A 13,732-nucleotide genomic window follows, 5' to 3' on the forward strand; every position below is an offset into this window, starting at 1 on the left:
GCCGGAGCGCCACAGCCGCAGCGACCGCGCTGTGCAAGGAGAAGCCGTGGACGAGAGCCGGCCGCCGGGCGGCATCAGCCCGGAGATACGGCAAGCCTTCGTGGTCGCGCAGGAACGGAGTCTGCAACACGACCTGCGCATCCTCGCCAACCGGATCCGGGCCACAGCCGAGGCCCGGCAGGACCAGAGCGCACTGTCGACGATCACGTGATTCCTCACCGGCAGCGTCAGCTTCCCCACCCAAGCGTTCGATCTGGACGCGCTCAGGCGCGTTCATCGCCCAACGGGCATGGCCTCCACGTCACCGCGCAGGGCCCGCTCCTCTGCGTCGGCCAGCCAGAAGAAGACCGGCGGCAGACCGAGCTCGATCACCGCCAGCACGATCTGGAACCACTGCGGCCAGCCGTGCACGGCGAGGGAGAGCAGCCGGCCCACGCCGCCCAACAGGAAAACGCCAGCCAGCCACCGCCGGTGCAGGAACCGCAGGTGGCGGTCGCGCAGCACGGCCGCGTTCTGCAGCGGGTTGAGCCGGACCTGGTACTCAACCTGTTCGGTGCCGACCGAGCGCAGCCTGCGTTCGTGGCGAGGGGGGGGGCGGCGACGCCGGCGACGGCCACGAAGTGGTCCGCGAGTTCGCGGGGGTGCCAGAGGTCTCTGGGGAAGTCGGGGTAGTCGGGAGCAAGGGCGGTGAGGTCGAAGGTGTCCCGGGTGTGGCACACGGCCTCGAGCACCGCCCGCGCCAGTTCCTCCTGCCGCCCGGTGAGGACCTCGCCGTCCAGCACCGCGAGGGGTGAGATGTGGCGCGCCTGCGTCTGGTAGTCCCCGGCCCTGGACTACGTTGGCGAGTTCGACTCCGCCCTCGCCCCCTGGCGCCGGAAGCCGACTGTCCGCGAGCTCCTCCACCGAATCCGCGAAAGCCCTGGGAACCGCCGCTTCACAGTGCACCGTAAGCTTCTCGATCATGTGCGAGAACCGACTGGGTGCCTTGTTGGAGGCCGGATTCACCGACCGGCTGGGACAGCGGGACAGGAAGCTGCTGGCGCGCCGCGCCTTGCTCAAGGGCGTGGGCGAGAAGCCGCCGTTCTACCTTCCGACCAGTTGGTGGTACGTGGTACCGGGTGAGAACTACGAGGGCTTGTTCGCGGCGCTGGACCTCCACGACCGGGTCCCGGTCACCTTCCGCGAGGGACTCGACGTGGCTGACCTGCCGGCCTGGCCGGACGCCGACCCCGTCTTCGTCACGCCTGAAATCGACGGCTGGCGTCTGATATTCGGAAACCTCGACAGTGTCATCGGCTGGGACTGGGACGACATGATGGGCGCCGTGGAGCGGCTGAGCGCCCGGTGCGGCCAAGCGCAGATGTTCTTCGAGGACATCGCGGGCGGAGCGGATATCTGGGTGGTCGCCGAAGCGGGTCGCATCCGGCGCCGGTACGCGCGGGAGAGCAACCCCGAGTGGGTGGGCGAGCCCCTGCCGTGGGAGACGCTGGCTGTCGACGACGAGGATTTCGACCCGGAGTTCGACGAGGCCGAGTCCAACGAGGGCACAGCCGACGCCATGACGGCGTGCGAGTACCTGTCCGTACACCCGAGCCCGGTGGACGCCGACACCGAGATACGCGGCCACGGCTGGCTCGCCATGAGCGCCCCGAACGTAGGCCACAAGGGACTGGAAGACCTGGCTCGATCTTGGAAGTGACACCAAAGAGAGCCGCTCGAACATGGCGACACGGTATAGGTCGGGCCGGCGGCGTGCCGAGGATGCGCTGACGCCTGAGGACGATCCGCAAGCAACTGTTCACTGAAATCCTGGCGTCGTTACGCCTGGCGGCCACCGCCGCGCTGGCCGCGGAAGCGTGGCGAGGCTGCGCGGTGTCGTTCATCGAGGGCCTCTACTGGAAGCCGGACACGGTCAACTCCGTGCTGACGATCCACGCTTTCGAGCGGTACAGGGTCGTGATCGGGCGATCGACGTGAGATGTCCGTTGATCGTATGTACATGGCATACACAAAGAAGGTGGGCAGGCTGGTGCGCGGTGGCGTTCTGGCCGTGACGGCTCTGTCGGTGGTCGCTGCTATGACCACGGCGGTTGATGCGGCGCCACAGCTGGGCCCGGCTGCCCACGGACACGCGGTCTTCACCACAGACGGTGACTGGACCGCGCCACAGGGCGTGGCCGAGTTCGTCGTCTACATGTGGGGAGGGGGTAGTGGCGGGGCCGGCGGGGCCGGCGGTGGCGGCGGTGGCGAGGGCGGCGAATCCGGCGGCGGCGTCGCCCCCAACTACACCGGGGGTAGCGGCGCAGGCGGCGCAGGCGGGTCCACAGGAGGCGGAGGAGCAAGCGGGGCGTTCCTGGAGTGCACCCCAGTCGGAAATGTCCGCCATGTCAAAATCGACGTGGGTCATGGAGGCAAAGGCGGCCAGGGTGGCTCAGCGGGTCGAGGCGGAGCAGGAGGCTCGACCTTCCGCGGGAACGGTTCGAAGGGAGCGGACGGCGGCCTCGGAGCGCGGGGCGGCCTCGGCTCCACAACTTCGCTGAGTTCTGGTAGCGAACACGGTGCGGCCCGTGGCGCGTGGGGTGCACCCGCGACACGCAAGCGGGCCGGCGGCGGTCACGGCGGGAATGAGTCGATGACAGCGACCGGCGGAAGCCCCGCCGACACGAGCCCCGGTTCCCCCATCACCGGCGTCGCGGACCGCGGCCAGGGATGGTGTGTGGGCCAGACCGCCAGCGGCCGTAAAGCGGGGACGGCATGCCCGGTGGCCGTGGCGGGGACGCCTCGAACCACTACGGCACAAGCCTGGCGGGTGGTGGAGGGCAGCCTGGCGGCGGCGGTGCCGGAGGCGCCCGGACCGGCCCCGGGACCCTGACGCTCCCGGGTGGTGAAACGTACACCGTGCCGGCCACCGTCGGCATTGGCGGCCAGGACGGGGAAGGCGGCGCCGGCGGCGGGGGAGGCACGGGCTTCCAAGGCGGATACCGCGGAGAAGAGGGAAAGGCAGGCAGTCCCGGCCAGCAGGGCGGCGACGGCCTGGTCGTCATCGCCTGGTAGGCACAGCACACACGGGCCCTGGCCCCGACCTCCTCCGAGGCGGCCGGGGCCCGCACGCACACGCCGCGCCAGGCTCTCGCGCGCACGGGGATGCCCTGCTGGTGGATGACGGCCAGCGTGAAGCAGGCTCCACCGGACGGAGCGCTGCGCACGTCCTTTGGCTCTGGTCACAGGGCATGCCGAGGCCGCTGGTCTTCCGCATCCGTATCCGACCGTCCTGCGGGACTGACGCCGCGCGTCACCCCTTGCGGTTGCTTCTTGTCCCAGCCGTCCGTCCGGGGCGGTTGCAGGTGGGCCCGCGCCGGGTCGTCGCACCCCGCCGGCGCCCGCAAACCACGTGCAAAGGGGCGAGACGCACGAGGCCGACGCGGCCTTCGCCTACCGCGTTTCCGTAACACCGCCCATGCACGGCAGGCCGCACCCGGCACCGCGACGAGCAGTAGACCACCGATCGGCCCCGCTCCACGCCCACCGTCCAGCACCGCCCGCACACCGGGCACTCCGCCTGTTCCCCCAGCTTCAACGCGATCACACGCTCACGGGCACGCTGAAGCCTCTGCCACCGCCGCGACCTGCACCTCGACGAACAGAACAACGCCGACTTCGGTATCAGGGCGGCAGCGGATCAGAGCACTCCCGGCAGTACTGCGGCCGACGCCACGACCAACAGCTGCGGACCCCGCCCGCGGTGCGGGACCGCGTGCCCCGCACCCGGGATGCAGTGCGCCCTTGGGCCCATCGGATCACGCCTCGTGACGGTGCGCCGCACTGTCCACGGATCCGATGGCCCACCGCACCACGACGCGCATCGCCGACGCATACCAGGACATATGGGGGAGGTGTCAGGGGTTGTCCAGGAGAAACGCGCGCACCGCAGAACCTGGTCAAGGGGTTCAGCATGATGAGGACAAGGGGGTGGTCAAGGGGTTGACCACCTGCTGACGCACCCGCATCTACTCACTCTTCGTGTTCGTACCCGTGCTGCGCGGGCGATGCGCCGCGCTCGATGCGGTGCACTCGAGGCACATCGGCGCGGCCAAGAGTGCGGCGCACCGCCGGTGCGCACTCGGTTCGCGCGGTGCGGTGCACCGTCCCGCACCGAGTGCGCACCGGACTGGAGCCGAAAGCCGACGGTGCGCGCGTCACGGCAGGCACACGGTGCTGCCAAGGACGGAGCCGACCGGAAGCGCCCGCGTCTGGGCGGCGAATTCCAGCAGCCCGGGCCACATGGCGGCGTGGCGGGCCGACCGTTGCCTTGGGCGGCACGGGCCAGCCGGGCACTACGAGGGGTTGGTGAGCTGGTCTGCTCCGCATATCGCGCAGGCGCTGGCTCCGGGTTGGTGCAGGGCTTGCCGGGCCGGTGAGCTCGGCCGGGTCCTTGGTCCGGAAGCAGCTTTCGTGGTGGGCGACCGCAGGCCGGGGGCCGCTCTGGTTGGAGGGGTGGCCGGGGCCGTTCGATCTTCCGGCGGTTGGTGTCGTCTCCGCGTACCTGTGGCCAGCCCGGCCCGGGCCCCGGTGCCGGGTCCTGCGTACCGGCCGTGGTGCCGGTGGTGGGGCGGGGGCGGCGGCCGGTGCGGGCGCGGGCGATCACCAGGGGGTGCCGGCGGATGGGCACCCCGGTGCAGGAGACACCGGGCAGGGGGCGGGCTTGGTCGGCGGCGACGTAGAAGACGGTGTCGACGGGCTCGGTGGTGTCCCGCCCGCCAAGGCGGACGTGAGCCCATAGGGGCAGAGCGACTTTGTACAGCCAGAGGCCCTCGGCGGTCTGCCGCCGGGCAAGAAGCCGGCAGACGACCACCTGCCCGTCCAGCAGCCGTACCCGCACCGGAGGCTGCGGGGTCTGCTCCGGCACTTGGCCGTCGCCGACCATGGCCTGCTCGCTGTCCATCGCGCGCTCCCTGCTACGCGGCGGCCGCCGGGGCCCCGCCGTCGGGGTATTCCTGCTCGTGGGCGTGCTTGAGCGCCATCCGCGCCGACACCAGCTGGCCATGCTCCAGCGTGGACCAGAACGGGTGGCAGGAGACGGCGGTAGCCAGCTCCAGCTCGCGGGCCCGCAATGTTTGAGCAATCTGCTGCTGTTCCTCGGTCCAGCCGGGAGTGGCCGGCCGCTGGGTCGGGCGCCAGCCGTCCTGGGGGTCAGCCCAGCCGTCGTGCGGCTCGACGGACCATGATCTCCTGCGGGCGCACATTCACCGACGCGGGCGGTGCGAGGCCTTCCGGGTCACGTACCTCGTCAGGCCAGAGCACCGTATGGACGGCTAGCAGGTCGCCGTGGACCCTCAGCAGGGCCAGGGATTCGCGGGTGCGGAGGGTGATCTTGCCGACGGCGATGCGATCGGTCTGCCGGAGGGTGTCGCGGAGGAGCACGTAGGGCTTGTTCGCTGCGGCGCCGGCCGGGGCGAGGTGGTAGGCGCGGTCCAATTGCAGCACGTCGATCTCGGAGGCGTCGACGAACGCCCGGACGTCGAAGAGCTTCTTGCTCGGCAGGGCAGCTCGGCCATGTCCTCCTCGGTCAGGACCGCCTGCTTCCCCTCCTGCTCGAACCCCCGGGCCACGTGCTCGTACGGCACGTCCTCCCCACACACTCCACACTCCCGGCGACGACACACCCGCCCGCCATCCGCATCCGTGCGCCTCGTGCAGTTCCAGGCCATGCTCGCTGATCGCAGGCACCAGCTGCACCGGCACGGACACCAGCCCGAACCCGATCGCACCCGACCACAACGCACGCCCTCCCGGCATGCCACCCGCCTGCGCGAGAACACCCCACCCCGCAGCCCGGGCCGGGTCACGGGGACGCCCTCTGGCCGCCGGCCCTGCTCAGGACCAGCACCGGGACGGGCCTTCTCGTCGCTGCTCTGTGTCACGCCGTCCGCGTGACCGCCCCTCCGGCCGGATCGTTCGGAGTTTCGAGCCACTCGTGATCATTTTGTATCAAATGGGTGATTACTCGGCCTAGCCCATTAGATGGCGGAGGGACGGAGATGCCTGTGTTTGGTTGCGGTGGTTTCCGGCTGTCACTGGCCAGGCCCTCGCCGCCATACCGCTGTGAGTGCCGGTCTGTCTGCCGTGCAGGAGGTGGTCGTGGAAAACCGTGTTCCCCAGCCGGTAGCAGCGTCATCGTCATCGTCCGGGCCGTCCGTTCCCTTGGCTGTAGTAGGTACGGCGTGTCGTCTGCCGGGCGGCATCACTGATCTCCGCGGGCTGTGGACGGCGTTGGCCGAAGAACGGGACCTGATCACTTCGGAGCCGCCCGCAGACCGTGTGGATGCGGCGCGTTTCCGCGATCCCGATCCTGAGCGGCCGGGCCGGGCGTACACCATGGCGGGCGGGTATCTGGGGGACGTGTCGGGGTTCGACCCGGAGTACTTCGGGATCTCGCCGCGTGAGGCGAAGCACATGGATCCGCAGCAGCGGATGCTCCTGGAGATGACGGCGGAGGCGTTCGACGATGCAGCCATCGACCCGGCAGGCCTGGCAGGGTCGGATGCCGCGGTGTTCATCGGGGTCAGTGACTTGTCCTACGGTGGGCTGCAGATGGCCCGGGTGGAGGAGATCTCCGCCCATTCGATGAGTGGTTCGGCTCTGTCCATCGCAGCGAACCGGCTGTCCTACGTCTTCGATCTGCGTGGCCCGAGCATGGCGGTGGACACGGCGTGTTCCTCGTCGCTGATCGCTGTGCATCAGGCGTGTGAAGCGCTGCGTGCAGGCCGCAGCCGGGTGGCCGTCGCGGGCGGGGTGAACCTGCTGCTGAGCCCCTCCCACTTCGTCGGGTTCTCGAAGGCGATGATGCTCTCACCACGCGGGCGCATTGCAGCATTTTCAGCCGAGGCAGACGGGTATGTGCGGGCCGAGGGCGGCGGTGTGGTGGTCCTCAAGCGGTTGCCGGACGCTCTGGCGGACGGCGACCGGGTGCACGCGGTGATCGCGGCCAGCGGCGCGAACTGCGACGGCAGTACATCGGGTATGACGGTGCCGAGCGCGGAGATGCAGCGGCGGCTCCTGCAGGATGTGTACGCCCGGGCCGGGGTCATTGCGGATCAGGTGCTGTATTTCGAGGCGCACGGGACAGGCACGCCGATCGGTGATCCTTTGGAGTGCCGGGCGGTGGGTGAGGCGCTGGGGATGCGGCGTGGGGCCGGACCACTGCCGGTCGGCTCGGTCAAGACCAACCTGGGGCATCTGGAACCGGCGTCGGGCACGGCCGGTTTGTTCAAAGGCATGCTGGTCCTCCAGCACGGTGTGATCCCGGCGTCCTTGCACGGTGAGCCGCCGAATCCCGCGATCGATTTCGCTGGACTGAATCTCGCCCTCGTCGGCAGCATGCGTCCCGTCACGGAGGGCGTGGACGGCGTGGTGGGGGTGAACAGTTTCGGTTTCGGCGGCGCGAATGCGCACGTGGTGCTCAGCGCGGCTCCCCCGTCGCGGCAGCCTTCGGTGCCCCCGCAAGCGGGGCGGCGGTTGCCCTTGGTGGTCTCTGCGCGTACCCGCAAGGCGCTGGGCGAGGCGGCCCGGGCGGTCGCCGCCCGCCTTCGCGACGTACCGGAGGAAGGCTTCTACGATGCGTGCTGGACCGCCTCCGCGCGGCGAGGCCGGCATCCGCACCGTATGGCTGTCCTCGCCCGCGGCCCGCAGGAAGCGGCCGGGCAGCTGGAGGCACTGGCCGAGGACGAGGCGTCGCTGACCGCTGCCGCGGTCCATGTGGAGGGTCGTCGGCGGCCGGCCCGGTGTTCGTTTTCTGCGGCAATGGCACCCAGCGGCAGGGCATGGGTGCGGCTCTCATGGCACAGGAACCATCCTTCCGCGCGGCCGTCGTGGAGGCTGACACCTGCCTGCGTCCGGTGCTGGGCTGGTCGGTGGCGGCCCTGCTGTCGGAGGATCCCGGCGGGGCGGGCATGGAGCTCATGACGGACATCGAGCGCGCACAGCCGGCCCTGTTCGCCTTCCAGGTCGGCCTGACCGCGCTGCTGGGCACGTACGGGGTGCGCCCCTCCGCTGTGGTGGGGCACAGCTTCGGTGAAGTAGCGGCGGCATACGTCAGTGGGGGGCTGGATCTTGCACAGGCGGCGCGCGTGGCCGCTGAACGCAGCCGAGCGCAGGCAGTGACGGCCGGCTCGGGCCGCATGGCCGCGGTCAGGATGAGTGAGCGCGAGGCGCAGGAGGCGCTCGCCGCGTACGGCGGCCGGCTGGAGATCGCCGCGGTCAACAGCACGCGGGACGTGACCGTATCCGGACAGGCCAGTGCGCTGCGAGCCCTGCAGCGTGACCTGGCCCGCCGGGGGGTACCGTGCAGGGAACTGATGGTGAGCCACCCTTTCCACAGCGCAGCGATGGATGTCATCGAGGAGCCGCTGCGGAGGGCCCTGGCCGGACTGGCCCCCCAGGCGCCGAAGGTGCCGATGTACTCCACGGTGACCGGTGCGCCGGTACGGAGCGGGGAGCTGGATGCGGCGTACTGGTGGCACAATGCCCGCCGTCCGGTCCGTTTCGCCGATGCGATGACCGCCGCTGTACAAGGCAGGCTTGTGACAGTGGTGGAGATCGCCCCGCAGCCGGCCCTGTCCGGGCCGCTGAACCGCATCGCCGCAGAGGCCCCCGGCGGTGGTGCGTTCCCTGTCGTCTCCGCGGTGCACCGTGGCGAGTGCACGCCCGAGGGCGTTCGCCGGACGGCCACGCGCCTGCTCGCCGCCGCCGGACAGGGGGCCGTGGACAGCTGGTTCCCCACCGCCGGTTCTGTCACCGACCTGCCGTCCTACCCGTGGCAGCGCCGGCGGTACTGGCACGGAACACCGGAGCACTGGATCCGTACCAGCGGTGACGGGATGCTGGTGCATCCGCTGCTGGGCGAGCGCCTGCCGGCTCTGGATCCGCTGTGGCAGTCGTCCGTCGAGCGCACCCGCACCCCCTGGCTGGCCGACCATCGCATCGGCGGCACAGTAGTGATGCCGGCTGCCGGGTTCGTGGAGCTGGCCCTGGCCGCCGCCCGGGAAGTGTCCGGCGCCGGTGCTCCGGCGGAGATCGACGATCTGCAGATCACCCGGGCTTTGGCGCTGCCCTGGGACGCGGCCATGGACATCCGGCTGCAGACCTGCCTGAGTCATGAGGACAACATCTTCCATATCGCCAGCCGCACCGGCGAGACCGGCGCCTGGAGGCAGCACGCCCGCGGCCGTGTCCGGCGTCTGGCCGCCGTACCGCCGGACCAGCTGGACGCCGCGGCATTGTTCAAACGGCTGCCCCGTCGTATCGCCGCCGACACGTTCTACAGCACGCTGGCCCAGGAGGGGCTGGAATCTGGTCCGGCCTTCCAGGTGCTGAGCGAGCTGCACGTGGGAGCCGGTGAGGTCCTGTCGGCCTACCACTGCGAAGCGCCGGATGACGGCTACGGCGGGTACGTGGTCCATCCCGCCCTGCTGGACGGCGCTCTGCAGACCGGGGGACCACTGCTGATGGAAGCCGGGACCGGCTACCTGCCGGCGGCGATCGACCGCATTCGCCAGTGGGCACAACCGGGACCGGACGGCCTGGTGCACGTGCGCCAGCGTTCACGTACAACCCGGGAAGCGGTGTGGGACATCACCGTCACCGGCACCGGCACCGGCACCGGCACCGACGGCACGGTCGCACTGGAGCTGACCGGCTGCCGCCTGCACCGCATCGGCCTGCGCGCCACCGACCGTGGCGAGGAGTACACCTCGGTGTTGCGCGCCGCGCCCCTGTCCGGGCAGCCGGTGCCGGCGTGGGCGCCGCCGTCCCCGGGCGAGGTGGCCGCAGCAGCGGAGGAAGGGCTGCTCAGGCTGCAGGGGTCGGCTGCCACGCATCAGTTCGTGACGGGATGGGCGCTCCTCAGGTCCACCACTGCTACGTACGCGGTCAAGGCCTTCGCCTCGTTGCTGCCTGGCCATGAGACCTTCACGTTCGATGACCTGGCTGCGGCCGGCGTGCTGCCGCGGCACGAGAGGCTGGTGCATCTGCTGGCCCGGATGGCTGAAACGGAGGGGCTGCTGGCCCGCGAGAACGGGTGCTGGCGGCGCCTGCGCGAGGGCGCTCCGGTGGAACCGCCGGCCGTCGGTGTCCTGTCCGATCTCGCCTCATGGACTGCCACGGGCTGTCTCAGTCACCGATTCGCCCTGCATCTGCGGGACCTCTTGCGCGGACGGCGCGACCCCCTGGATCTGCTGTTCCAGGACAGCGGACCGGAGCTCATCCAGCAGTTCTACGACCTCGACCCACCGACCCGGTTCCACAATCGCATCGCCGCGGAGCTGCTGGCCTCCCTGTTGCGCCTGTGGCCGGGCGACAGGCCCCTGCGCATCCTGGAGGTCGGCGCGGGAACCGGCGGGCTGACCGCGCATCTGCTGCCGTTGCTGGACCACCGCGCCACGTATGTCTTCACCGACGTCTCCGCCGCGTTCTTTCCCGCCGCCCAAGCACGCTTCGAGGCGCACGCCTCGCGCATGAGTTTCCGTACCCTCGACCTGGACGCCGATTTCGCTGCACAAGGCTTCGAAGAAGGCTCCTTCGACGTCCTCGTCGCCGGTTACGCCTTGCACGCGGCAGCCGACCTACGGGCCTGTCTGCCCAGGCTGGCCCGGCTCACCGCGCCCGGTGGGTACCTGCTGGCCCTGGAAGTCCACGACCCCCAACTGCTCGCGCTGATGTTCGGGATCATCGAAACCTTCTGGAACCCGCGCGACCGCGACCTGCGGCCGGACACGATTCTGCTGCCCCGCCGGCAATGGTCGCAGGTGCTGGCCGACAGCGGCTTCGAGTCCACGGTCGAACTGGACGATCCGTCCATGAGCGAGCACTTCTCGGTACTGTTCACCCGGACGTCCGCCTCATCCGAACGGGTACCTGCCGCTCCCCCCGCAGCACCAGAAGGCGGCCGCTCGTGGATCCTGCTCGCCGAAGACGCCGGCGAAGCAGAACTCGCCCGCCTCGTGGCCGAGGAACTGACCGCCACCGGGCGTCCGGCAGCAGACGCCCTGTGGTGCCTGCGCGAGGACCAAGCCTGGCAGGCCACGCTCGTACATGCCCCGGACGCCGACATCGCACTGATCCTGGGCAGCGCCGGCGACCTCCAGGCCACAGGCGACCCCGAGGCCGGAGTCGAGCTGGCCGTCCGACGAGCCGGGCTGCTGCGGTCCCTGGTCCATGCCGAACAACAACGGGCAGGCAGTCTGACACGCCGCCTCGTGCTGGTCACCCACCCCAGCGGGGCCCTGCCCGCACCGGAACGTCCCGCGTTCCCCGGACAGGCGGCCGCCTGGGGCATGTCCCGCACACTGGCCCACGAACATGCTGTCCCCATGCGGCGCATCTCCCTGGACCGGACCCCCGACCTCGTGCTCAACGCCGCCCGACTGGCCCGGGAGCTCCTTGCCGACGAGCACGCCGACGCCGATCAGGGGCCCGCGCACGACGAGATCGCTCTCACCTCCGGCGGTCGTTTCGCGCGCTGCGTCGAACGGTCGGCCTCCAGCACGCGGCCCACCCGGCCGGACAGCGGGAGTGCATTCCGGCTGGAACTGCAGGACCAGGGTTTGGCCTTCCGTCTGCGCTGGATCGAGACCACCCCAGGCCAACCGGGCCCGCAGGAAGTCGCCATCGCGGTGCGCGCCGCGGCGCTGAACTACCGCGACGTCATGGTGGCGACCGGCCTGCTGCCGCCCGTGGCCGAGGACGGCCTGCCCTCGGAGGCCTTCCTCGGGCTGGAGGGCGCCGGAGTGGTCACCGCCGTGGGCGAAGGCGTCACCGGGCTCTCGCCCGGTGACCGGGTATTCGGGTTGTTCCTCGGCGCCTTCGCCTCACACGTACGCGTGCCCGCGGCCGCGGTCCGCCCCATCCCCGACGGCATGTCCTTCACCGCGGCGGCGACCATGCCGGTGGCGTACTTCACCGTCCACCACAGCCTGGAACACCTCGCGCGCCTCCAGCCCGGCGAGACCCTTCTGGTCCACGGGGCCACCGGCGGCGTCGGACTGGCGGCGCTGTGCTACGCCCACCGCGTCGGCGCCCGCCTCATCGCCACCGCCGGCAGCCCGGCCAAACGGGACATGGCCAGCGCGTTGGGAGCCGAGCTGGTGCTGGACTCCCGCACCCTCGACTTCGCCGACGAGATCCGCCGCCACACCGAAGGACGCGGTGTCGACGTCATCCTCAACTCCCTCAGCGGCGAGGCGGCCGCACGCTCCCGGGAACTGCTCGCCCTGCGCGGCCGCTTTGTCGAACTCGGCAAACGCGACATCTACTCCAACCAGCGACTCTTGCAAAAGGCCCTGGCGGAGAACGCCGCACTCTTCATCGTGGACGCCGCCAATCTGCTCTGGCAGGACCGCGGCCACGCCGTCACCGTCTTCGACCGGGTCGCCGAACTCTCCCGTGCGGGGACCTACCTGCCACTACCCCACCAGACCTACCCCGCCCACCGCATCGGCGAAGCCTTCCGCCTCATGCAGCACTCCCGGCACATCGGCAAGATCGTTATCGGATTCGACGATCCCGTACCCGTCCACAGGACGGCGCTCCAGCCCCTGCAACTGGACGGCAAAGGGACCTACCTGGTCACGGGAGGACTGAGCGGGTTCGGTGCGGAAACCGCCCGCTGGCTCGCCGAGCACGGCGCCCGCCACCTGGCACTGGTCAGCCGCCGCGGGCCCCAAGCCCCCGAAGCCGAGCAGCTGCTGGCAGACCTCCACGCACGCGGCGCACAAGCCCGCGCCCACGCCGCCGACATTGCCGACGCCACCACCGTCCGCGCACTGCTCCAGGAGATCGCCTCTACGGGGCACCCGGTGCGCGGCATCGTCCACGCCGCCATGCACGTGGACGACGGCGCGTTCGCCGAACTCGACGACGACCGCATCCGCTCCGTCCTGGCACCGAAATGGGGCGGCGCCCTCGTACTCGACGCACTCTGCCCTGACGCCGACCTCCTGCTCTACTCCTCGATCAGTCCCTTGCTGGGAAGCCCCGGGCAGAGCAGCTACGCAGGCGCGAACCTCGCCATGGAAGCCCTCGCACGTCACCGCCGCGCGGCCGGCCGTCCCGCACTGGCCGTGGCCTGGGGCGCCATCGACCGCATCGGTTACGTCGCCCGCAACGGACTCACAGCCCACGTCATGGCCATGGGATCCCCACCGATGGACCCCCTGCACGCTCTCACCGCTCTGGGCAGTCTCATCCACCGGCGCGTGGAACGGGCGGTCTTCGCCCGCCTGGACTGGCAGCGTTTCTCAGCACTGATCGGCCCCGGGGAACATGCCCGGTTCGCAGCCGTGCTCCCCGCTCCGGTCGAAGGATCCGCCTGGCAGCTCGAGGAGTTCATGGAGCGGCTCACCGCTGCCGGGGCCGGCGAAGCTTTCACCCTGGTCGAGGACTTCGTCGCCGCCATGGCCGCGAAAATCCTCCAGATGCCGCCCGACAAACTGGACCGGCACCGTCCCCTGATCCAGTACGGCATGGACTCGCTCATGGGCCTGGAACTCCTCGCCAAGTGCCGTACCCACTTCAAACAAGAGGTCCCCGTCATGGAACTTCTCCACTCCGACGGCTCCACCCACGGCATCGCCGAAATCGTCCTGCCTCACCTCCTGCGGCAGGCATACACCCAAGCCTCGACAGTCCACATCCCGCCCGGGGCGACAGGCACGCAGCACATCCGGGGGACGTGAGG

The 13,732-nt window shown here is 70.4% G+C and carries 6 protein-coding genes and 1 pseudogene; 4 read left to right on the forward strand and 3 right to left on the reverse strand.

What is annotated here, in order from left to right; genetic code table 11:
• Window positions 1-46: 46 nt before the first annotated feature.
• Window positions 47-211, forward strand: a complete 165-nt coding sequence (locus tag ACFPP6_RS07940; protein ID WP_382038569.1) for a hypothetical protein — start codon at window positions 47-49, stop codon at window positions 209-211.
• A 62-nt stretch (window positions 212-273) separates the two neighbouring features.
• Here the strand turns inward: ACFPP6_RS07940 and ACFPP6_RS07945 are convergent, their stop codons facing one another.
• Entirely contained in the window at window positions 274-963 is a 690-nt protein-coding gene (locus tag ACFPP6_RS07945; protein ID WP_382038571.1) for a DUF4345 domain-containing protein, read from the reverse strand.
• On the opposite strand from ACFPP6_RS07945, the gene ACFPP6_RS07950 reads away from it, so the two are divergent.
• Window positions 962-1,699 carry a hypothetical protein gene (locus ACFPP6_RS07950; protein ID WP_382038572.1) on the forward strand — a complete coding sequence of 246 codons (738 nt, stop codon included), beginning with the start codon at window positions 962-964 and terminating at the stop codon, window positions 1,697-1,699. The two genes, ACFPP6_RS07945 and ACFPP6_RS07950, sit on opposite strands and share 2 nt — an antisense overlap.
• A gap of 3,256 nt (window positions 1,700-4,955) precedes the next feature.
• Here the strand turns inward: ACFPP6_RS07950 and ACFPP6_RS07955 are convergent.
• Entirely contained in the window at window positions 4,956-5,111 is a 156-nt protein-coding gene (locus ACFPP6_RS07955) for a hypothetical protein (RefSeq protein WP_382038574.1), read from the reverse strand.
• Between the two features lie 79 nt (window positions 5,112-5,190).
• A complete protein-coding gene (locus ACFPP6_RS07960; RefSeq protein ID WP_382038575.1) occupies window positions 5,191-5,796 on the reverse strand; it encodes a Ku protein in 606 nt (201 codons plus the stop codon).
• Between the two features lie 225 nt (window positions 5,797-6,021).
• Here ACFPP6_RS07960 and ACFPP6_RS07965 point away from each other — a divergent pair.
• Together ACFPP6_RS07965 and ACFPP6_RS07970 are read left to right on the forward strand one after the other, a co-directional pair.
• A pseudogene (locus tag ACFPP6_RS07965) lies at window positions 6,022-7,647 on the forward strand (beta-ketoacyl synthase N-terminal-like domain-containing protein); the annotation flags it as partial.
• 188 nt (window positions 7,648-7,835) lie between these two features.
• Window positions 7,836-13,730, forward strand: coding sequence for an SDR family NAD(P)-dependent oxidoreductase (locus ACFPP6_RS07970; protein ID WP_382038577.1), 5,895 nt, complete (start codon window positions 7,836-7,838; stop codon window positions 13,728-13,730).
• Window positions 13,731-13,732 lie beyond the last annotated feature (2 nt).

This window comes from Streptomyces aureoversilis (assembly GCF_042657885.1).
In the GTDB taxonomy this organism is placed as follows: Bacteria; Actinomycetota; Actinomycetes; order Streptomycetales; family Streptomycetaceae; genus Streptomyces; species Streptomyces aureoversilis.